Here is a 20,322-nt window from a genome sequence, read left to right as displayed (position 1 = left end):
CAGCTCAGGGCCGCGCGCCGCAACCCGACCAGGCAGCGATCTGTGCTGGTGTCAGCAGCTGACGCCGCGTGAGCTCACGCTGCTCCGGCTCCGACAACTTGCCGCCGGCAAAGGCCGTCAACAGAAACAGACCGACCTTGGGTGTATCCAGGTCGTACATCAGGCCAAAGCGGTTCTCTGGCGCGTGCTTGCGAGGCTCATCCGTCAATTCGTACATGTAGACCGACTCGATGCGCCCGCCTTTGAAGTTGGCGATGTCCTTGAGATGGCGCGCCACGCTACGCAGGCAGGTTTCAGTTTCCGGCTGGTCGGCCTTGTTCTCGAAGGTCGGCTTGTAGATCTCGCCGCAGTGGAACTCGTTGATATGGATCGGCTTGTTGAACCGGGCCAGTTGCCCCAGGGCGCCACCGTCGCCGAACCAGGGGTCCTGATCCAGCGACTTGTTCTTGTCGATCGGGTAGATGTGGTAGCCCACCACATCGAAGCTCACACCCTGGCTTTGCATGAACTTGTAGAAACCGAATGAGCGCGCCACGGTTCCCAGAATGATGCGCAAAGGCAGGCCAGTGCGCTTGCGCTCGTCCACGATGGCGCGGGACATGCCTCGCAGATTGGCGGCCTGCAGTCGCCCACAAGGCGTGTCGAAGTCGGCTGCATCGTGCCCCTTGCTGAGCATCGTCTTGATGTTGGGATACAGCGGGATCTCGTTGAGCAACTCGAAATCGTGGATCACGTCATCGACCTGAGCGATGTACTGCGAGATCTCCTTGTAGGCGCTCTGTTCCACCACCGCCAGATCAACATCGCAGTTCTGGGCTGCGGGATAGCCATTGGCATACGAGTCAAACAGGACGGCTGACACCTCGATGCCCTGACTGCGCAGCTTCGTTGCAAAGGCCCGCATCTGCATGTTGCGCTTGCTGTCCTTGGCCCACATGTCAAGCCGAACGCGCGTCAGGCCACGCGGAGCGATCACCTCCTGCACCTTGGGCCACTGGTCAATCGGCTGGTGCACATTGACACCCCATTGCAGACGCTCGGCTCGGCAGGCGGGTGTAGCAGGCTTGGCAGAGGCGGCGGGGCCAGAACCCGCCTGAGCCAACAGGGAAGGCAAAAGCGCAAAGGCAATGAGACAACGCAGCGGCTTCGACGAGGCCATTCGGACTCCGTAAAACAAGGGTGGAGACAGCGCATCAAGCGCCCGCTTTCAAGCTTAGCGCGGGCTCACGCGGATTTGCGGGAAAATGCGCACCCATCCGGTACAAAAGCCCCAACTTCACATGAGCGACAACCAACAAGCCCCCGCCCTGCCCGATCGCCTGTCCATCGACCCCAGCAGCCCTCACTTCAACGCATCGGTGTTTGAACGCGATGTCGGCATCCGCTTCAATGACAAGGAGCGCATGGATGTCGAGGAATATTGCATCAGCGAAGGCTGGATCAAGGTTGCCGCGGGCAAGAAGGTTGACCGCAAGGGCAAGGCCTTGCTGATCAAACTCAAGGGCAAGGTCGAGGTGTTCTACAAGTAATCAGGCAGCAGGCGCTTCGGCAGCAATCTGACGCAAAGCCTGCTCGAACACCGCCACAGGCTGGCCGCCTGAAATCAGATGGCGGTCGTTGATGATGACAGCCGGCACCGAATGGATCCCGCTGGACGTGTAGAGCTGCTCGGCCTCGCGGACCTCTTGCGAGAATTCAGCGCGCTCCAGCACCTCCTGTGCTCGCGCCACGTCCAGGCCCGTCAGGCGCACAGCCTCCAGCAAGACAGACGGCTGATCCATGGCCTGACGGTCCCGATGACAGGCAAGCAACAAGGCCTTCTTCAAGGGCAGCTGCAAATCGGGTTGCTCGATACCCGCCCAGTGCAACAGGCGGTGCGCATCAAACGTGTTGTAGATGCGCCCGCGCCCATCTGCATTGAACTCGAAGCCCACGTCGGCCCCACGCTGACGGATGGTGGCGCGGATCTGCGCCTGCTGCTCGGCCGTCGAACCGTACTTCTGTGACAGGTGCTCGGTGATGTCCTGGCCGCCAGGCGCCATCGCCGGATTCAGCTCGAACGGCTGGCAGTGGATGGTCGCCGCGATGTCGCCCTGCACGCGGGCCAGAGCCAGCTCCAGCGCCGCCAGCCCGATGGCACACCACGGACAGGACACGTCCGAGACAAAGTCAATCTTGAACTGTTGCATGCGCATCGCCCACAAATGATCGGGTCGCCATCGTACACAGCCGCATCACAAAAACATTTACGTTTGAACACAAGCCCATGACATCCGCGGGGCATGCTCGTGCGTTGATAGCTTGTCCCCCTTTTCTTTGTCAGGAGTAGTTCATGTCCGAAACCCACAACGATTCATCCGCTGTCACGCTCAAGATCCCCCGCAAGGCGATGTTTGCCGCGGGTGGCGTCGCACTGGTGGGCGTGGGTCTGGCGGCCGGCATGTGGCTGCGCAACCCGTCTGCGAACACCGACACAGTCGCCGCAACAGACATCCCCGCCATCGAGCAACAATCTCTGGCCCCCACGTCGGCTGGCAGCGCCCCAGCGGAGGCCCTGGTCACCGGTGTGTCGCCCGCAGTCGCAGCCTCCGCTGGCAACGCACCTGTGGCCCAGCACAACACGCCCAAGCACAGCAAGCATCAGTCGTCCAACAGCGGCAGCGCCAATCAGGCAGGTGATGCATCCACCAGCGATGCGCCCTACACCCAGCAGGCCACCCCTGCCCCCACTTGCGCCAACTGCGGCGTGATCGAATCCGTGCGCGCGGTCCAGCAAAAGGGCCAGGGCTCCGGTGTGGGCGCCGTGGCAGGTGGCGTGCTGGGTGGCCTGGTGGGCAACCAGATGGGCAAGGGCAGCGGCAAGACAGCGATGACCGTGCTGGGTGCCATTGGTGGCGGCCTGGCAGGCAATGAAGTCGAAAAGCAGCAAAAGGCGTCCACCGTCTATGAAGTTCAAGTGCGCATGGACGACGGCAGCACCCGCACCTTCACCCAGAGCACCCAACCCGCAGTTGGCGCGCGCGTCGAAGTGGACGGCAAGACCTTGCGCCCGCTGTAAGCGGCAACCGCCGAGACTTCTCGGCACCTGCGGGCAGCCCTGGCCCGATCACAACGCCCCCGCCCTGGGGGCGTTGTCGTTTTTGCCGCCAAAAGGGCATCCCACGCGACAAAGCAAGACTCGCACAGGAATCCCATTTGACAATGCATCTTTCCAGATATACATTGCGACACCGTTTTGTCACTTGATCAAGGTCAATCGCGATCCAGTGACAAAGTGCCTTCGAGCCTTGAGGCGTCGTGGGCTACAAAACAAGTCTTGCCTTCACTGGACCAGCAGGAGACAAATCGCATGTCCGAACACTTAGACGTCTTGATCGTGGGCGCCGGCCTGTCTGGCATCGGCGCCGCCTGGCACCTGCGCAAAGCATGTCCGGACAAGAGCTTCGCCATCCTGGAAGGGCGCGACACGATCGGCGGCACCTGGGATCTGTTCCGCTACCCCGGCATCCGCTCCGACTCGGACATGTACACCCTGGGCTACAACTTCAAGCCCTGGACCGAGCCCAAGGTCATCGCCGACGGCGACCGCATCCGCAACTACATCCAGGAAGTCGCCCGTGATGGCGGCATCCAGAAGCACATCCGTTTCGGCCACAAGGTGGCCGCGGCAGCCTGGGACAGCGAAACTGCCAAGTGGACGCTGACCGTGCAGAAGAAGAACGGCGAGACCGCCCAACTCACCTGCAACTGGCTGATGATGTGCTCGGGCTACTACAACTACGAAGAAGGCTTCACACCCGAGTTCAAGGGGCGTGACGACTTCAAGGGCCAGATCATCCATCCCCAGTTCTGGCCGGAGAACCTGGACTACAGCGGCAAGCGCGTGACCGTGATCGGCTCGGGCGCCACCGCCATCACCCTGATCCCATCGATGACGGACAAGGCCCAGCACGTGACCATGCTGCAGCGCACGCCCAGCTATGTGATCTCGGTGCCGCAGTTCGACCCGATGGTGCGCTTCCTGCTGAAGTTCCTGCCGGACATGACGGTCTACAACATCAGCCGCGCCCGCAACAACTTCATCACCCAGCTGATCTTCAAGCTGTCGCGCAAGTACCCCAATGCCGTGCGCAAGTTCCTGCTCAAGCAGGTGAAGATGCAGGTGGGCCCGAACTTCGACATGAAGCACTTCACGCCGCCCTACAACCCGTGGGACCAGCGTCTGTGCGCCGTGCCCAATGGCGACTTGTTCAAGGTGCTGCGCAAGGGCAAGGCCTCCGTGGTCACCGACCACATCGACCGCTTTGTGGACAAGGGCATCCTGCTGAAGTCCGGCCAGGTGCTGGAGTCCGACATCATCGTCACCGCCACCGGCCTGAACCTGCGCCTGTTCGGCGGCATGGCCATCTCGGTGGACGGCGCCCCCGTGGACATGAGCCAGCACATCTCCTACAAGGGCCTGATGTTCAGCGACCTGCCCAACTTCTCTAACACGCTGGGCTACACCAATGCCTCCTGGACACTGAAGGCCGACCTGATTGCCGAATACGTGTGCCGCCTGATCAAGCACATGGACAAGACCGGCACACGCATCGCCGTGGCGCGTCGTGATCCCAATGTGAAGCCCACGCAACTGCTGGACATGACCTCGGGTTATGTGGCCCGCGCCGAAGCCCATCTGCCCAAGGGCGCCGACCGCGCGCCCTGGAAGCTCTATCAGAACTACGCGCTGGACAAGGAACAGTTGCACAACGGCAAGCTGGAAGATGGCGTGATGACCTTCTCCAAGCCCCACAAGGTGGCGCGACCTGTGCAGGTGGAGCCGCAACAGCGCTACGCGACCTGATCATCGGGCCCGCAATAGATTGGCTCGCGACACGTCAGACTTCACCGTCCCCCACAAAACGCCCCTTCTCCAGGGGCGTTTTTCATGGGTGAGCGCCATTCAGCGATGCACCTGCATCTGTGCCAGCACATCCAGCAGCCGATGACATTGCGCGCCGGTGCCCACCGTGATGCGCAGGAACTGATCGATGCGAGGCAGCTTGAAATGACGCACCAGAATGGCCTGAGACTTCAAGGCCTGGGCCAGCTCAGCGGCATCACGAAGAGGGTGCCGCGCAAAGACAAAATTGGCCGAGCTCGGCAGCACCTCGAAGCCCAGCGCACGCAGCCCCTCGGTCAGATGAACCCGGCTTTGCATCACGCGCTCGCACGTGGTCCTGAAGTAGACATCCGCTTCAAAAGAGGCCTGCGCCCCTGCCTGCGCCAGTCGGTCCAATGGGTAGGAGTTGAAGCAGCCCTTGATGCGCGACAGCCCTTCGATCAAGGCCGGTGACCCGATGGCGTAACCCACCCGCAAACCTGCCAGCCCACGCGACTTGGACAGCGTCTGCACCACCAGCAGATTGGGATGGCGCGCCAGCAGGCTCACGGCACTCTCACCGCCAAAGTCCACATAGGCCTCGTCGATCAGCACGACGCGATCGGGCCACAAGTTCAGCAGACGCTCGATCTGTTCAAGCGGCAAGGCCATGCCGGTCGGCGCATTGGGATTGGCGATCACCACGCCGCCCACATCACCGCCCGGGCGGGCATAGGCCTGCACATCGATGCTGAAATCCGCGTTCACCGGCACAGTCTCGACAGGGATGCCATAGAGCTGGGCATACACCGGATAGAAGCTATAGCTCACATCGGGCATCAGCAGCGGCAAGCCCTGGCGAAAGAAGGCCGCAAAGGCGTGAGCGAGCACCTCATCCGAACCATTGCCCACGAAGACCTGCTCCGCTCGCACACCATGGTGCGCCGCGATCGTGTGGCGCAGCGCCACCGCACCGGGATCCGGGTACAGCCGCAGGCTGTCGGCATTGGCCTGGGCGATCGCTGCCAGCACCTCGGGTGCCGGGCCATAGGGGTTCTCGTTGGTGTTGAGCTTGATGAGATCGGGCAGATCGAGCTGCTCGCCCGCCACATAAGGCTTCAACTGTTGGACCAGGGGGCTCCAGAATCGACTCATGAAAAGTGCCTCGCCAATGAAAAAGGCGCCTTGCGGCGCCTTCGGGTGTTGTCTGAGCTTGACTTGCTGCTTGATGTTCTCAAGGTCGTTGCAAGAAGAGCGTGCAGGCATGACCACGGCGCCATGGCGAACCATGGTGATGGTGGTGATGCGACAAAGCGACCAAAGCCTGCATGCTCATGGGCTCAGTATGGCACGAGTGGCAGCTCAGTAAGAGCTGCGGCCACCACGGTAGCCACCGCCACCGTTGCCGCCACCGAAGCCGCCCGAAGGACGATCTTCCTTGGGACGGGCCAGGTTCACGACCAGGGCGCGACCGTCAACGGTCTTGCCGTGCAGGCCACGGATGGCGGCCTGGGCTTCGTCAGCCGAGCTCATTTCGACAAAGCCGAAGCCCTTCGAACGACCGGTGTCACGGTCCATCATGACCTTGGCGGACATGACGCTGCCGTAGGCAGACATTTCTTGTTGCAGGCTGTCGTCGCGGACAGAGTAGGCCAGGTTGCCGACGTAGAGTTTGTTTTCCATGATGGAATCTTTCAAGAGAGAAATGAGTGAGAGAAAAACCTGTGCGGATCAGCGGTAAGGCCGTCGCGCAGGAATGGGCCCGCCACCCGTGCGGGGCTCCAAATGACGGAAAGTGATGCGACCTTTGGACAGGTCGTAAGGAGAGAGTTCGAGCGACACCTTGTCACCCGCCAGGATGCGGATGCGGTTCTTGCGCATCTTGCCGCCCGAGTAGGCGATGAGCTTGTGACCGTTTTCAAGCGTCACACGGAAACGGGCATCAGGCAGGACTTCGTCAACCTGGCCGCGCATTTCAATCAGATCTTCTTTGGACACGTATTTCCTTGTGTTCAGGCAGGGATGAGGCTGCGGCCTTGGGACAGGGCGTAGCGGGTGGCTTCTTCGCAAGTGGCGAAAGACGGCACGAACCGGAAGATCCGGTCATGGGTGCCACAGCCACGGCCACTGCGAACCGAAACGGACGCAGCGTACCGACCGGAGTCGGTGAGTTTGACGAGCGGCGACAAGAGGTACTTGCCGATGGAGAGTGCGTTGGCTTGAGAAATGTTCACTTCAATGGCACGCGTCGCTCATGCGACCGTGCAGGTCAATAAAGACAAGCAATCGGCGTGGATTGAGCCTGTGAGGGCTCGACATCCCGATCGCCAGATTGCAGAAAAAGGGGTGGGGGTTTGATCTGGTCTAGAAGGAGGTGCAGACCAGAGTGAAGCTCGCCGATTGAGTGCGCGACCGCGAAGACATCTCGGGTCGACAGTCTGATCGAGCTATGAGGGCGCTGCGCGCGTCGAATCGTGGATCAGACGATGAAGGCTGCAAAGGTAAGCAGATCGCAGCTCTATTAGCGCAATATATCAGGCCTTGGGCAATCCTGCTTGCATTTTTTTTCCACACTGAGCAAGCGCACCAATCTGACAGGCAGGCGTGTGGTGCGTTTGAGGAAATCGCCTCTGGCCTCGCCGGTGTCCAGGTCCACGGCCCATCCATGGAGGAAGGCCATGCGGTTGGTGTTCTCGCTGGTACGGCCCTGGCTCAGGTTGCCATAGTTGTACTGGTTGACCACGGGCGCCGAGCTGTCCACATTGGCCGAACCCGCCCAGTGCCATCCTTCAGGCGCACGGGGAAAGCGCGAGCGGCCGCCATCGCGCAAGGCCTGCATGTCAAAGGCCAGTTGCCTGAGTGCGGTGACGCGCGGCACGCGCCAGTCCTCGCCATCAGCCTTGCGCCGGTCGGCAGCCAGGTTCAAGGCTTCCTTGTGGGTGGCCAGCAGCGCTTCACCCTCGCAGGTCTTGCCGTTCCAGCGCATGCCTTCGACGCAACGTGACCAGGCCATGCCTGCCTGCGCATCGATCACCGTCTCGCCATCGGCGGAGATGGTCAGATGCGCAGCCGGCCCTTGCGCCACAGCGCTCGCGGTCATCAGTGACAAGACAAGGCAGGTCAGGGCTTTCATGTTCTCACCGGTCGCAAGGACTGTCTGCGCAATCGCAAATGCCGTTTGAGCGCGCGCGCCAGATCAATCGGCCTGAAAGGCTTGGCCAGGTGATCGTTCATGCCCGCCTTGCGGCAGCGCTCGGCATACACATCCTTGCCATTGGCGGTCAGGGCGATGATGCTCACAGGTGGTTTGCGCAGCTGGCTTTCCTGCTCGCGAATCAGGCGGGTGGCCTCGAAGCCATCCATCTCGGGCATTTCGCAGTCCATCAGAACGAGATCCGCCTGCTCGCGTGCCAGCCAGTCCACGGCCGCTTGCCCGTTGTCGATCACGGTCACGTCCACACCCAGTGTCTTCAGCTCTGCCTCGGCGATCATGGCGTTGACAGGGTTGTCTTCCACCAGCAGCACATGGGGCGCCGCATCCTTGAACAGATGCTGCGTCTCGGCCACCTCGTCAGCCTGTGCTGCGTCGGCACCCGCATCCTGAAGGCCTGGCACCTCCTGGTGAACAGGCAAAGGCAGCGCGAAGCTGAACACGGAACCCTTGCCTACTTCACTGACGCAGTTCAGTTCGCCGCCCATGGCTCGGCACAGGTCACGCGAAATGGTCAGGCCCAGGCCCGTGCCGCCAAAGCGCCGCTGGTAGGTGCCTTCGGCCTGATGGAAAGCCTCGAACACGCGCGCCACGTCCGCCGCAGGGATGCCCACACCGGAGTCCTGCACCTGTACGTGCAACTGACCGTTCAAGGCGTCGTGCTGTGCGCTGATCTTCACGAAACCCTGCTGCGTGAACTTGATGGCGTTGCCCAGCAAGTTATGCAGAACCTGGCGCAAGCGCACCGGGTCGCCAAACACATCGAACTCATGGCCGATGTCCAGCGTGGCATACAGGCTCAGGCCACGCTCCTGCGCATTGACGCGCGAGGTCTCGACCATCTCCTGCAGCAGGGTGCGCAGATTGAAGGGCTGCGCATGGATAGGCAGCTTGCCTGCTTCGATGCTGGAGAAATCCAGGATGTCGTTGATGACGTTGACCAGGTGCTCGCCCGAGCCTTTGATGAGATCGAGTTGTCGCAAGCTTTGCATGTCGCGCTCACGGGCACGCAACTGCCGTGTCAAACCCAGGATGCCATGCAAGGGGGTGCGCATTTCGTGGCTCATGGTGGCCACGAAGCGGCTCTTGGCTTCGCTCAGTGCCTTGGCCTGTTGCAAGGCCTCTTCGCGAATCAAGGCCACCTGCTCGCTTTGAAAGCGCAAGGCCAGCAGTTCCTTGATGCGCCGGTTTGATCTGCGCCCCTCCGACAGCAGGATCACCCAGGTCCCAAACAATGCCACAGAGCAATACACGCCCAGGTCATCATGGCGCGCCAGGGCAAAGAACAGATTGGGCAGCATCATGGCTGACACGAACCCCGCCACGGAGGGCCAGTCCACATGCAGAATGAAGGTGCCCAGGGTCGCCACACCGATGATCACGCTGATGGTGACCACGGCCACATCCAGCTGATCCAACGGGGTCAAGCCCCACCCCAGAAAGCTCCACGACAGGCCATCGAGCGCGGTCAACAGTCGGTAGATCGCCAAGGTCTGACCGGGTTGCCTGTTGCCTTTGAGCAAGAACAAGGCCGAATAGCCATAGCGCGCACTGCCCAACAGCATGCGCGCCACCATCCAGAACTCCAGCCCCGGATGGTGCACACGACTCTGCAGCACCAGCGACGTTCCCAAGGTGCAGATCATGCTGAACAACATGGCGTTGGGCAGCAACTCGTGCATGGCCTGCTCACGCGCCTTGTCGACACGCGCCATCATCTCCGGCGAGGCCGGATTGCTGGCAGAGTTGAACGACGACGACAGGACGGGCATATCCTTTCACTCATCGGCACCCCGCCCTCTTACCAAACAGGGGTTTACACATCGGCGTGCATTGCTGACGTGAAGAACTGCACAGCTTGTGCAGCCGCAATGACGCGTTGCGCCAGGCGAAAGCGGGCGTCCGTTTGCCCTATGCTGGCGCACATCAACCCACTCGCCAGAAGCAGCGCTCATGACATCACCACGCGTCTCAATCCGCGCACGCACGGCGAGCCGCCAGGCCCTCCTGGCCATGGCCCTCGGTTCAACGGTACTGGCCACCACCACGATGGCGGCCCCAGCAGGACCGCTGCAAGCAGTGCCGTCCGTGGACCTTGCTCGCTACCAGGGTCGGTGGTACCAGATTGCCTACTACCCCAACGTCTTTCAAAAGCAGTGCGCCGGCCACACCACAGCGGATTACGCGCTGGATGACACGGGCCAGGTCAGCGTGACCAATCAATGCCTGACCCATGAAGGCAAGGTCAGCAAAGCCGTGGCACAAGCCAGAGTCAGGCAGCCGCGTCTGCTGGGGATCCCGACAGGGCCGGCAGGCAGCCCCTCGATGCTGGAGGTGCGCTTCGCACCGGCCTGGCTATCGTGGCTGCCGTTTGTATGGGCTTCGTACTGGGTGATCCAGCTGGCAGATGACTACCGCTACGCCGTCGTGGGCGAGCCCGGTCGAGACTACCTTTGGATCCTGTCGCGCACGCCCACCCTGGCCGCAGCAGACCGCGCCCACATCCATGCACAACTGCAACAACAGGGCTACGACCCCGGCAAGCTGCAGGAAGAGGATCAGTCGCCGCTGCCATGAAGGGCGGCAATGCGTTCACCAAGAAGGGATCGATCGCTAATGCCGCATCGCCTGCGGCACGTCGAAGTCCATCAGCACGCTGGCCATCTCCAGCGCCCGCCACAGATGTGCGGGCATCTGCATGATCTTGTCGGGTGTCTTCGAGCGGCTGACCCAGGCGCCGATCTCGTGGTGTTGCTCAGGTGTCAGCAGGTTCAGAGAGAGCATCTCGTCCAGTAACTGCATGGGGTCCCCCTTTCAACGGCAAGCGGCTGCGAACAAAAAACGTTCGGTGCGCCAGATCACTATCGCATGGCGTGAAGCCCTCCGTGAAGAGGAGTACACGCGCCTGAGCGTATTAATTCAGGACTTGGTCAGAAAAACACACCCCGATTCGGGGGTGCGTTGACCGGATACATCGGCTCGGTTAGCCTGATCGGATCAGAAAAATAAATGCCGGGCCGATCCAGGCCAGACTCGGGAAGTACCACGCCATGGCCTACCGCACAGCCGATGCAGGTCTCCGCGGCCTCAGTTTTGACCGGTTTCGTGCCGATAACGGGCTGTGAACCAGATCGTACGTCTTCATCGTGACGACACCTTGCGTCGTGACACGGTTGAACCCGTGCGCACGGCTGCGCCTGAATCAGCCGAAGCCACACTCGCTCGAGGTCATCTGTGGCTGCGCTTTCCCAAGGCGCTGGAAGCCGAGTTCGCCGCCGACACGCTGGAACCCCGCCGCAGACTGCTGGTGTCATGTGCACTGCTGGGGTGCCTGGGCGTGGTGCTGGGATCGGGCAACGTCAACGAAGCCACACCGGAAATCGCCGCCCTGGTCTGGCGCCTTGTCTGGGTGTGGATGGCACTGGCCATGGCCGGGCTGCTGGCCACCTGGCTGAGCCCCACACGCGTTCGCCAAGGCTGGCACGCCGAGTTCATCACCACGCTGCTGGGTACGGCCATGAGCCTGCTGGTGATCTGGATGGCCACGGCCAGCCGCGCCGATACGGCCATCACGCACTCGGCCATGGCGGCCATCCCGGTGATGTACAGCTGCATCGCGGCTCGTCTGCGCTTTTACTGGTCGCTCAGCTCGGCGCTGATCACCTTTGGCGCCTACGTGCTGTTCGTGAAAGGCTTCACGCCCGAGCAGGCCCAGATGGCCACAGGCCTGCGCCATCTCATGGCCATGAGCTTCGTCTTTGGTCTGACGGCCAACTATGCCTTCGAGCACCGCGAACGGCGCAACTGGTTGCTGCGCCGCGTGGAACAGCATCAACGTGAAGCCCTGCTCCAGACCTCCGCCCAGCTGCAGCTGCTGTCGACCCAGGACCCGCTCACGGGGCTCCACAATCGCCGACAGTTCGATGCCACCTTGCAGCAGGCCATCGACAAAGCCACCTGGGACCAAGTACCACTGGCCCTGCTGGCCATCGACGTGGACTTCTTCAAGCGCTACAACGACAGCCATGGCCACCCTGCCGGGGACACCTGCCTGATCGAGATCGCGCGCGTGCTGGCGACGCAGGCCAAGGTTCATGGTGGGAGTGTGGCCCGGCTCGGTGGCGAAGAGTTCGCACTCATCCTGCCTGACCACACGCCCCATCAGGCGCAGCATGCCGGCGAGAGCGTCTGCACAGCTGTGGCTGCTTTGCGCATGCCACACCGTGACTCCACGGTGGCCGACCACGTGACCATCAGCGTCGGGCTGGCGAACTGGCAGGCCGAGCCACGCGATACGCCCCAAAGCCTGCAAGACCGTGCCGACCGCGCGCTGTACCGCTCCAAGGCCCAGGGCCGCAACCGGCTGTGCACCGAACTGCCATCCGATCAGGCCGACAACAGCCCCGTACAACTGGCCAGCCCGATACCGGCAGAGAACCTGGCGCCCCCGGTTGACGACCAGGCCGAAGCCGACGAGGAGCGTTGCCAGGAAACGCTGGAAGGGCACTTCCTGAGCCTGCGCTTTCCGGAGCCGCTTGAGGCCGCCTACATCCAACACAACGCCGAGCCCCGGCGCAAACAGCTGGCCCTGACTTCCTTGCTTGGCCTGTTGATCTTCAATGTGTCGGCCATCCTCAATCGCTCGATGTTCGGCGACATCCAGGATTCGGTGCTGAATTTCCAGGTGTGGGTCAGCGCCTGGGTCCTGCTGCTGACCACCTTCATCTGGTTCACGCCCCGGCCTCTGTGGCGAGAGGCGCTCTACAGCTTGAGCACGGCCACGGTCGCGCTGGTGTCGACCTGGGTCTTTTCGAAGAGCCAGCTCACTTCCACGCTGAGCTACTCCGTCTGCCTGATGCTGATCCCGATGTTCTCGGGGGTGGCAGCCCGTCAGCCCTTCTGGTTCACCTGCGTGCCTTCGGTGATCACCTCACTGGCTGTGGCGCTGCTGCTCAAGCCGGTTGGTCCGGTGCAGGAGATCGTGTATGGCGACAACCTGTTCATGATCGTCAACAACATGGTCTACACCCTGATCCTGGCCTACACGCTGGAGCACGGTCTGCGCAAGGAGTGGCTGCTGGCGCGCATCGACGGTCTGCAGCGCGACGCCCTGCTGGCCGCCAGCCAGCGCCTGAAGGCCCTCTCGGTGGTGGACCCGCTCACCAGCATCTGCAATCGCCGCCAGTTCGAAGACGATCTGGACCGCATCTGGGGCGAGTGCCTCGACGACCAGCGCCCGCTGGGCATGCTCATCATCGATGTGGACCACTTCAAGCTCTACAACGACAAGCTGGGCCACCTGGCCGGGGATGAATGCCTCAAGCTGGTGGCGGCACTCATCAGCAAGACAGCGCAGGCAGACAAAGGCCTGGCCGCTCGCCTGGGTGGCGAAGAATTCGGCGTGTTGCTGCCGGGCGGCTCACTGGGCGAGTCTCTGCAACTGGCCGAGCGCATTCGCCAGACGATCAGCCAGGCCTGCATCGCCCATGACTACGCGCCTTCACGCCATGTGACGGTCAGCATCGGCGTGGCCAGCCTGATCCCGCAAGACGGGATGGACCGCATCTCGTTGTTTGCCACCGCCGACAAGGCCTTGTACGAAGCCAAGCGCTCGGGCCGCAACAAGGTGCTCGGCCCCAGCCTGCCTGATCCGGGCCACCACCGGCGGCTCAACCGCCCGGTGGACGTGGCCTGAGGCTTATTGCTTGCCGCCCTTGCTGCTCTTGCCGGACTTGGCGTCGGCGCTGGCCAGCATGTCCTGGGCCGACAGGCCTGCAAACAGGGCCGCGGCGCGCGTCTTGATCTCCAGCAGTTCGTCGGCGGTCACCGAGTACTGGCCGGTGGTCTTGTTGACCTTGATGCCGAACTCGACGTCCTTGCCGTTGTTCGACAGGATGCCGCTGGTGAACTCGTAATCCTCGCTGTCCACGGGCAGGCCTTCGACGTCCACGTCGTAGTCCTGATAGGTCACGCGGTGAATTTCGCCGCTGGCCAAGTCCAGCAAGCCGGTCCCGTTGATCACCTCGTCAGACAGTTCATCGGCAATCTTGATCGGTACTTTCAAATCCACAACGGACCTCCCTTCACGCAAAAGGGCTCGATTCTGGCACGCCCCCGGCACCGCAACAGGGTGAAACCGGTAAAAACCCGGCCTCGGGCTTCCGGCACAATCACCCCCCATGACCGAGGCGCCCCAGACAGAACAACACGAGAGCACCAGCTTCGAGGGCTACTTCCGAGATGCGGACTTTGCCCCTGCCCAGCCACTGGCCTGGGCCCTGAGCCAGCGCCAGGCCTTGCTGGAAGCGCTACGAGGCCTGTTCAACGGCCCGCAAGCCATGGTGCAGCTGCGCCTGTGGTGCTTCATGGAGCTGGCAGCCCAGCCTCAGGCCCGACTGTCACGCGACGATGTGAACCGCCTCTTCCACGCCGTGCTGCCGGACGCGCTGGAAACCGTCCTCAAACGCCTGCGAGACATCAATCTACTCGTGTGGGACGCCACCCCGCAGGACTACCACCTGTCACCCCTGGCGCAACAGGTACATGGCCTGCTGGCACCGATGACCACGCCGCCAGCGGCGGAATACGACGACATGGCCGCGCTGCTGTCTCAGGTGGCGGGGGCCCAGCAGCTGGGGCTGGTGAGCACCAACCAGCTCAAGCACCTGCATGCGCAGCTCGCGCGGCTGCACGACGAGTTCTCGGACGCCATTGCCAGCGGCTCGGAGTCGCGCCTGCGCGTGGCCCAGCCGCGCTTTGACCGTGCGCTGGAGCTGGTCGACCGCGCCGGCCAGGCCCTGACCGCGCTGATCCGCGCGGAGCACGAAGACCCGCGCCTGGAGCGCGAAGCCCGTGCCATCGGCCAGGAACAGGCCCGCCTGCTGTCCATGGCCAGCCAGTTCACGCGCGCACTGCAACAGGCCGACCGCCAGCGCGTGACGCTGGGCTCCACCGGCCTGACCACCTCCGATGTGCGCGCCTGGCTGCAGCGCCACCCGGCTCTGTGGGAGATCATGGGCGAGGCCCTGTCGGTGCCTGTGCGCCCGGTCATGGTCAGCCAGCATGACCTGATCGACGTGGCCGAAGGCGAGTTCGAGCGTGACCGGCCTGTGGCGCAAGGCCTGGCCGGCCTGCCGCCACCCGCAGAGGCCGCCAGCGGCACGCTCGACACGCTCAGCCTGCCGCCCGAGCTGGGCAACCTGATCAGCCTGCTGGACCGCTGGTCTGAAATGGCCACGGAAGAAGCCGCCCAACGGGCAGCAGCCGAAGCAGCAGGTGAAGCGCTGAACCTCGATGCCCCCGCGCCCGGCACGCGCCCCTTGTCGGACGCCATCCTGGGCGGGCGATTTGCGCAAGCCGCCTACCGGATGCAGCTCATGCCCCTGGTGGGCGATGCGCAGGCCCAGACGCTCAAAGGCCTCACGGGCGACCTGGCCCGTGCCCCCTGGCAATGGCAGTTCAAGCCAAACCATGTGGGCACCACGGATGAAGCGGTGGCGCTGGTCAGCGACGGCTTCGTCCAGCCCATCCAGTTCGATGCGCAGGGCCAGCCCATTCCTCTGCCGGTCGATGACCGCGAGCCCATCGTGCTGAGCCCCAGGCCTGAGCCGGAGCTCAAGCCCAAAGGTCGCGCCAAAGGGGCGAAGGCCACGGCCCCCTCCAGCGCCCCACAGAATTCCAACGAAGCACAAGCATGAGTTCCCATCTCGACGACGCGGCCCTGCTGGCCGCCGAACTGCTCGCGCGCCGCTGGCTGCCGCGCCAGCACCCCAAGGTCAAGCGCGCCCTGATCGATGCCGAGCTGTGGCAAGCCACCCAAGACCGCCTGGCCCAGGTAGGCCTGCGCCTGATCGACAACATCTACGCCGACCACGTCAGCGTGGCCCTGCTGCGCCCCGCTGAAACCGCGGTGTTCGGCGAAGCCGGCCTCAACAGCCACAACAACATCGACCTGCCCCGTGACGCCGTCTCGCTGCTGGTGATCCTGTGGGCGCTGATCATCCTGCCCAAGCGAGAGCGGCAGGCCGCCCGCGCCAACCAGGCCGAAGGTGACGATCAGAACGACATGTTCGGCAAGGACAAGCCCATCCCCACGGCCGCCAGCGTGAGCCCGCTGGTGTCGTACAAGGCCCTGCTGGCCGACTTCGGCATCCAGTTGGGCAAGAAGACGCGCCTGGACACCAACCTCAAGCGCCTGGAGAACCACGGCTTCATCGTCCGCAAGGGCGAAGACGTGGCCGAAGGCCCGCTGCTGGACCTGCTGCTCGACTACGACGCCCTGGCACCCCGCATCCTGCAAGGTGCCCTGGGTGACGTGCTGGCGCAAGCCAAGGAGCTGGTGGGCAACCTGCCCCTGGCGATCACGCAGCCGCCGCTCGAAGAGTTTGAAGAGATACCGGAAGACGAGATCGAGGAGGACGCCACGGCTGAGGTGCCCGCTCCCGCTCGAGCCGATGCAGACGAGGCGACAGACAAGCCCGCTGACGACACCGCATCCCACGCTTCACCCGACCTGGCCTGATCCCCGATGTTTCACCTGCAAAGCCTCGAACTGCTGCACTGGGACTATTGCCAGCGCCTGACCCTGCCGCTGGACGGCGCCATCATCACGGTGGCCGGCCCCAATGGCTCGGGCAAGACCACCCTGCTGGATGCCATGCGCACCCTGCTGGGCCTGGATTGCTCGGGGGGCCGCAACTACAAGACCTACGCCCGCCACGCCAATGCCGACAGCGCCTGGCTGCGCGCCACGGTGGACAACCGCCCGCGCAACCGCCAGTCGTCGAACCGGCCGTTCGCCCGCTGCCTGCTGTACAGCGACGTGGTGACCCTGGCCTGCCGCATCGATCGCAATGGCGGCGACTGGACGCGCCGCTACATCATGGTCGAAGGCGACGTGAGCATTGAAGAGCTGGTGGACCGTGGCGATCGCGACTGGCTGGGCATCGACAACTGGCGCCGCCGCCTCGAAGGTGCGGGCCTGAGCCGCGCCATCGCCAAGGTGCTGGCGCTGGAGCAAGGCCAGACCGACCGCCTGTGCGAATACAGCCCCAAGGAGCTGCTGCGCCTGGTGTTCGACGTGTTCGGTGACCAGGATGTGCTCGACCGCTACGACGAAGCCCGCAACCACCAGCGCCAGCTGCTGCAGGAAGTGGAAGCCGCCGAGCGCGAGCTGTCGCATGGCAAGGCCCAGCGTGCCGAGCTCGAATCGCGCGTCAACAATTACCGCCAGTGGGAACTCAAGTGCCAGGAGCGCGAAACCCTGGCCACCGAAGTCGTGCCCGTGCTGAGCAACTTCGAGACGCGCAAGAGCCTGGCCGGCAAGCTGCGAGATCTGCACAAGCAACGCCTGCAATCATCGGACGACCGCCGCCAGCACGGCCAGGTCAAGGCCGACTTGCTGCAACGCCTGCAGGACCAGACCGACACCGCCACCCGCGTGGAAGAGCTGGAGGCGCAAGTGCGCAGCGCCCGCCGCGTGCAGGAAGAAGCCCGCGACGCCGAGCGCCCGATCGAGCTGCTGGTCAAGCGTGCTGACGAGCTGCAAGGCCTGGCCAGCGTGGAAGGTGACGCGCAACAGCTCACCCAACGCATCCAAGAACTCAGCGACCACAAGCAGCAGCTGTCCACCCAATGGCAGCGCCTGAAGGACCAGCGCGACGAGGCCCAGCGCGCCTTGAACGGCCTGCAAGGCCAGCGCCTGGCCCCGCCGCCACCCGAAGTGCAACGCTTCCGACGCACCCTGGACGAGGCCGGCATCGCCCACCATGTGGTGAGCGACATCATCGAGATCACCGACGAGAAGTGGCGTGCCGCCGCCGAAGGCGTGCTGCGCGGCAGCCGCTGGGTGGTGGTGCTGGATCGCCCCTCGCAGGAAGCCCAGGCCATGGCCCTGGCCGAGAAGGAGCGCTTCCGCCACTACATCGTGGCCGAAGCCGAAGACGCACCCGCCAAGCCCGATCCTGACAGCCTGCTGGCCGTGCTCAAGATCAGCGCCCCGGCCCCGCACTGGTTGCTACGCCAGCTGGAAAACATCCAGCGCGTGGCCAACACGGAAGCCGGCGTCAAGATCCGTGGTGAGTGGATCACGCCCGATGCCTATCACCGCGATGGCCGTGGCGGCCGCTCCGTCTGGGTGGACCCCAGCCAGTACCAGTTCGGCGCCAGCGCCGTGGCCTCGCGTCGCACCTCGATCGACAACCGCCTGGCCCAGCTCGATGAAGAAATGACCCGCATCGTGCGCGATCAGGCCTTCTTCGATCGCCAGTTGCAAGATGCCCGCAAGGCCGCGCAAGGCTTCACCGCTGCGGCCGAACTGGCCGAGCGCGAAGCCGAGTTCAGCGAAGCCCGCCGCCAGTTGCCCATGCTCAAGCAGGCACGAGCCGAAGCGGGTGAGCGCTGGCAACAGACGGAAACGCAACTCAAGCGCGCCGTGGTCGAACAGACCAATGCCCAGCACGCCTACAAGCAGGCACAGGAACGCCTGGCCCACATCGAACAGCGCAGTGCCCAGCACGAACGCGAATGGCAGCAACGCTTTGATGACGTGATGGCGCAGGCCGTGATGTCACGCGAGGTGAAGCTGCAAATGCCGCGCCACTGGCGCACGCCGGAACGCGTGAAGGACATGCAGGGCCACTATGGCAATGCCACCCAGGCCCGCCTGCGGGCCGAAGCCGTGGAGCGCGAACTCAATGAAGGCAAGTGGGAAACCGACCCCACCGTGATCGAACAGCTCACGCTGATGAACGCCAACGTGCTGCGCCAGGAAGATGAACTCAATCAGCGCAAATCGAGCAATGCAGCCGCCGCCATCGCGGTGGACAACGCCCGAGAGCGCTACACCGATGTGCTCAAGGTCACGGTGCGCCGCTACCGCAAGAACATCATCGAACTGGGCCAGTTGGCCGGCGTGGAAGTCAACGCCGAGCTGCCGCATCTGGATGGTGATGACGCCTTGCTGCGCCAGGCCGAACTGCGCGTGCACTTCAACTTCGACGGCAAGGGCAGCATTGGCCTGAACGACGGCGAAGCCTCGGGCGGCCAGCAGGTGATCAAGTCGCTGATCCTGCTGGTGGGCCTGATGAAGGACGACGAAACCCCGGGCGGCTTCGTGTTCATCGACGAACCCTTTGCCCACCTGGACGTGCGCAACATCCAGCTGGTCGGCCACTTCCTGCGCTCCACGCGTGCGCAGTACGTGCTGACCACACCGATCACGCACAACGTCGAGGTGTTCGAGCCGGCAGACGTCACCCTGGTGACCTCGAAGAAGCCCAAGGGCGCGCGCTGGGCCCCGCCGATCGGCGTGCTGCAGCGCCGTGTGGCGCCTGAGGCTTACTGATAGTTGGCAAGAGGCCCTGAGAAGGGCCTCTCCAGCGCTTACGCCAGGATACGGCGGCGCCTGGCCACGGTCAGCCCGACCAGGCCCAGGCCCATCAAGGCCCAGGTGCCGGGCTCTGGCACAGCCTGCGTCACTGACAGCTTGAACGTGGCACCCGTTGCGGCAGCGTTGTCGCTGAGCACGCCGCTCAAGCTGATGGTGTAAGTGCTGGGCGAAATGCTGACCACACCAGCGGTGCCGGGCAGCGTACCCAGGTCAAATGGCTGCCCATCGAAGGCGATGGTTCTGGCCCAGGTGCGCGATTCGGTCTGGCCCAGTGCTTCGTTGAACCAGCTTTCCGTCACGGTGGCGGCACCGGATCGGATGCCCGTCAGGACGCCTGTCAAGGCACTGTCGTGCAACAGGTTGAACCGGGCTTCATAAACGAAAGCATTGGTTGACGGCGCCAGAGGCTGGATCACGATGCTTTGATCGCCATAGCCCAGGTCACCCAGATACGGCGGCGTGGCGCCTGCGGCCTGAGCCGAGGCCATCATGGTTGTGCTGGCCACGGCGGCGGCCAGCATCACAGTGGTGATGCGGTACATATGGTTCCCTGAAAGTTGATTTGAATAGGCGCGACCAGTCTGAGCAAGCGCGCCAACCCAATGTAGCAACAAAAACGACGATCAGACCTCCGTCAACACCCGGGTGTGGCCGAGCCCCCCCGCCCGACAATGGCCCCTCAGCCTCTTGATCGGGCGTTGGGCCCCAGGTTGTCGAGCAGGAAATCGGCCAGCAGGCGCGCCCGCTTGTGCAAATGCCGAGCGCTCGGGTAGACGATGGAAAACGGCCGCGAGCGCCCACCGAACGGCGCCAGCACCTCGATCAGCTCGCCACTGAGCAGCTCCCGCTCGACCAGGA

Annotated in this window: 19 protein-coding genes; 8 read left to right on the top strand and 11 right to left on the bottom strand. The window is 63.5% G+C overall.

Going from position 1 to position 20,322, the window contains the following annotated elements:
• Positions 1-4: 4 nt before the first annotated feature.
• Positions 5-1,159: a hypothetical protein gene (locus tag VFW93_RS02485; protein WP_329692409.1), complete on the bottom strand. Its 1,155-nt coding sequence runs from the start codon at positions 1,157-1,159 to the stop codon at positions 5-7.
• Positions 1,160-1,280: 121 nt separating this feature from the next.
• Here VFW93_RS02485 and VFW93_RS02480 point away from each other — a divergent pair, with 121 nt between their 5' ends.
• Complete coding sequence (locus VFW93_RS02480) at positions 1,281-1,529, top strand: DUF3297 family protein (RefSeq protein WP_329692408.1); 249 nt, start codon at positions 1,281-1,283, stop codon at positions 1,527-1,529.
• On the opposite strand, the gene VFW93_RS02475 is transcribed toward VFW93_RS02480, so the two are convergent.
• Positions 1,530-2,195, bottom strand: coding sequence for a DsbA family oxidoreductase (locus VFW93_RS02475; RefSeq protein ID WP_329692407.1), 666 nt, complete (start codon positions 2,193-2,195; stop codon positions 1,530-1,532).
• Between the two features lie 137 nt (positions 2,196-2,332).
• Here VFW93_RS02475 and VFW93_RS02470 point away from each other — a divergent pair, with 137 nt between their 5' ends.
• Together VFW93_RS02470 and VFW93_RS02465 are read left to right on the top strand one after the other, a co-directional pair.
• Positions 2,333-3,058, top strand: coding sequence for a glycine zipper 2TM domain-containing protein (locus VFW93_RS02470; protein ID WP_329692406.1), 726 nt, complete (start codon positions 2,333-2,335; stop codon positions 3,056-3,058).
• 291 nt (positions 3,059-3,349) lie between these two features.
• Positions 3,350-4,846 (top strand): NAD(P)/FAD-dependent oxidoreductase, encoded by a 1,497-nt coding sequence (locus VFW93_RS02465; RefSeq protein ID WP_329692405.1) that lies wholly within the window; start codon positions 3,350-3,352, stop codon positions 4,844-4,846.
• Positions 4,847-4,945: 99 nt separating this feature from the next.
• On the opposite strand, the gene hisC is transcribed toward VFW93_RS02465, so the two are convergent.
• From hisC to VFW93_RS02435, 6 genes are all read right to left on the bottom strand, one after another.
• Positions 4,946-6,019, bottom strand: a complete 1,074-nt coding sequence (gene hisC / locus VFW93_RS02460) for a histidinol-phosphate transaminase (protein ID WP_329692404.1) — start codon at positions 6,017-6,019, stop codon at positions 4,946-4,948.
• Positions 6,020-6,226: 207 nt separating this feature from the next.
• Positions 6,227-6,547: an RNA-binding protein gene (locus VFW93_RS02455; protein ID WP_329692403.1), complete on the bottom strand. Its 321-nt coding sequence runs from the start codon at positions 6,545-6,547 to the stop codon at positions 6,227-6,229.
• Between the two features lie 48 nt (positions 6,548-6,595).
• Positions 6,596-6,862 (bottom strand): translation initiation factor IF-1, encoded by a 267-nt coding sequence (infA, locus tag VFW93_RS02450; protein ID WP_329692402.1) that lies wholly within the window; start codon positions 6,860-6,862, stop codon positions 6,596-6,598.
• 14 nt (positions 6,863-6,876) lie between these two features.
• Positions 6,877-7,098: a hypothetical protein gene (locus VFW93_RS02445; protein ID WP_290673059.1), complete on the bottom strand. Its 222-nt coding sequence runs from the start codon at positions 7,096-7,098 to the stop codon at positions 6,877-6,879.
• A 287-nt stretch (positions 7,099-7,385) separates the two neighbouring features.
• A complete protein-coding gene (locus VFW93_RS02440; protein ID WP_329692401.1) occupies positions 7,386-7,997 on the bottom strand; it encodes a DUF1566 domain-containing protein in 612 nt (203 codons plus the stop codon).
• Positions 7,994-9,847, bottom strand: coding sequence for an ATP-binding protein (locus tag VFW93_RS02435; protein ID WP_329692400.1), 1,854 nt, complete (start codon positions 9,845-9,847; stop codon positions 7,994-7,996). The genes VFW93_RS02440 and VFW93_RS02435 overlap by 4 nt, the downstream gene beginning before the upstream one ends.
• Before the next feature lie 181 nt (positions 9,848-10,028).
• On the opposite strand from VFW93_RS02435, the gene VFW93_RS02430 reads away from it, so the two are divergent.
• Positions 10,029-10,652, top strand: coding sequence for a lipocalin family protein (locus VFW93_RS02430; RefSeq protein ID WP_329692399.1), 624 nt, complete (start codon positions 10,029-10,031; stop codon positions 10,650-10,652).
• 36 nt (positions 10,653-10,688) lie between these two features.
• Here the strand turns inward: VFW93_RS02430 and VFW93_RS02425 are convergent, their stop codons facing one another.
• Positions 10,689-10,877, bottom strand: a complete 189-nt coding sequence (locus tag VFW93_RS02425) for a hypothetical protein (protein ID WP_290642764.1) — start codon at positions 10,875-10,877, stop codon at positions 10,689-10,691.
• Positions 10,878-11,196: 319 nt separating this feature from the next.
• Between VFW93_RS02425 and VFW93_RS02420 the strand changes: the two genes are divergently transcribed.
• On the top strand, positions 11,197-13,770 hold the full coding sequence (locus VFW93_RS02420; RefSeq protein WP_329692398.1) for a diguanylate cyclase domain-containing protein: 2,574 nt from the start codon (positions 11,197-11,199) through the stop codon (positions 13,768-13,770).
• A gap of 3 nt (positions 13,771-13,773) precedes the next feature.
• Here the strand turns inward: VFW93_RS02420 and VFW93_RS02415 are convergent, their stop codons facing one another.
• Positions 13,774-14,145: a hypothetical protein gene (locus tag VFW93_RS02415; protein ID WP_329692397.1), complete on the bottom strand. Its 372-nt coding sequence runs from the start codon at positions 14,143-14,145 to the stop codon at positions 13,774-13,776.
• Positions 14,146-14,254: 109 nt separating this feature from the next.
• On the opposite strand from VFW93_RS02415, the gene VFW93_RS02410 reads away from it, so the two are divergent.
• From VFW93_RS02410 to VFW93_RS02400, 3 genes are read left to right on the top strand one after another with little or no spacing between them, the layout of a single operon-like run.
• Positions 14,255-15,772 (top strand): hypothetical protein, encoded by a 1,518-nt coding sequence (locus VFW93_RS02410; RefSeq protein ID WP_329692396.1) that lies wholly within the window; start codon positions 14,255-14,257, stop codon positions 15,770-15,772.
• Positions 15,769-16,596, top strand: a complete 828-nt coding sequence (locus VFW93_RS02405) for a hypothetical protein (protein ID WP_329692395.1) — start codon at positions 15,769-15,771, stop codon at positions 16,594-16,596. Before VFW93_RS02410 ends, VFW93_RS02405 begins: the two co-directional genes overlap by 4 nt.
• Before the next feature lie 6 nt (positions 16,597-16,602).
• Positions 16,603-19,419 (top strand): ATP-binding protein, encoded by a 2,817-nt coding sequence (locus VFW93_RS02400; protein ID WP_329692394.1) that lies wholly within the window; start codon positions 16,603-16,605, stop codon positions 19,417-19,419.
• Between the two features lie 38 nt (positions 19,420-19,457).
• On the opposite strand, the gene VFW93_RS02395 is transcribed toward VFW93_RS02400, so the two are convergent.
• On the bottom strand, positions 19,458-20,006 hold the full coding sequence (locus VFW93_RS02395; protein ID WP_329692393.1) for a PEP-CTERM sorting domain-containing protein: 549 nt from the start codon (positions 20,004-20,006) through the stop codon (positions 19,458-19,460).
• Positions 20,007-20,322: the final 316 nt, after the last annotated feature.

It is taken from the genome of Aquabacterium sp., from assembly GCF_036279675.1.
GTDB lineage: Bacteria > Pseudomonadota > Gammaproteobacteria > Burkholderiales > Burkholderiaceae_C > Aquabacterium.
Note: the sequence above shows the minus strand (reverse complement) of the source record. Positions and strands in the feature narration are given on the sequence as shown.

What these genes read in the sequence shown, in the direction of transcription:
- VFW93_RS02395 (WP_329692393.1), bottom strand. Translation starts at nt 20,006, where the DNA reads ATGTACCGCATCACCACTGTGATGCTGGCCGCCGCCGTGGCCAGCACA.
- VFW93_RS02425 (WP_290642764.1), bottom strand. Translation starts at nt 10,877, where the DNA reads ATGCAGTTACTGGACGAGATGCTCTCTCTGAACCTGCTGACACCTGAG.
- VFW93_RS02435 (WP_329692400.1), bottom strand. Translation starts at nt 9,847, where the DNA reads ATGCCCGTCCTGTCGTCGTCGTTCAACTCTGCCAGCAATCCGGCCTCG.
- VFW93_RS02465 (WP_329692405.1), top strand. Translation starts at nt 3,350, where the DNA reads ATGTCCGAACACTTAGACGTCTTGATCGTGGGCGCCGGCCTGTCTGGC.
- VFW93_RS02455 (WP_329692403.1), bottom strand. Translation starts at nt 6,547, where the DNA reads ATGGAAAACAAACTCTACGTCGGCAACCTGGCCTACTCTGTCCGCGAC.
- VFW93_RS02410 (WP_329692396.1), top strand. Translation starts at nt 14,255, where the DNA reads ATGACCGAGGCGCCCCAGACAGAACAACACGAGAGCACCAGCTTCGAG.
- VFW93_RS02430 (WP_329692399.1), top strand. Translation starts at nt 10,029, where the DNA reads ATGACATCACCACGCGTCTCAATCCGCGCACGCACGGCGAGCCGCCAG.
- hisC (WP_329692404.1), bottom strand. Translation starts at nt 6,019, where the DNA reads ATGAGTCGATTCTGGAGCCCCCTGGTCCAACAGTTGAAGCCTTATGTG.
- VFW93_RS02470 (WP_329692406.1), top strand. Translation starts at nt 2,333, where the DNA reads ATGTCCGAAACCCACAACGATTCATCCGCTGTCACGCTCAAGATCCCC.
- VFW93_RS02475 (WP_329692407.1), bottom strand. Translation starts at nt 2,195, where the DNA reads ATGCGCATGCAACAGTTCAAGATTGACTTTGTCTCGGACGTGTCCTGT.
- VFW93_RS02400 (WP_329692394.1), top strand. Translation starts at nt 16,603, where the DNA reads ATGTTTCACCTGCAAAGCCTCGAACTGCTGCACTGGGACTATTGCCAG.
- VFW93_RS02480 (WP_329692408.1), top strand. Translation starts at nt 1,281, where the DNA reads ATGAGCGACAACCAACAAGCCCCCGCCCTGCCCGATCGCCTGTCCATC.
- VFW93_RS02485 (WP_329692409.1), bottom strand. Translation starts at nt 1,159, where the DNA reads ATGGCCTCGTCGAAGCCGCTGCGTTGTCTCATTGCCTTTGCGCTTTTG.
- VFW93_RS02440 (WP_329692401.1), bottom strand. Translation starts at nt 7,997, where the DNA reads ATGAAAGCCCTGACCTGCCTTGTCTTGTCACTGATGACCGCGAGCGCT.
- VFW93_RS02405 (WP_329692395.1), top strand. Translation starts at nt 15,769, where the DNA reads ATGAGTTCCCATCTCGACGACGCGGCCCTGCTGGCCGCCGAACTGCTC.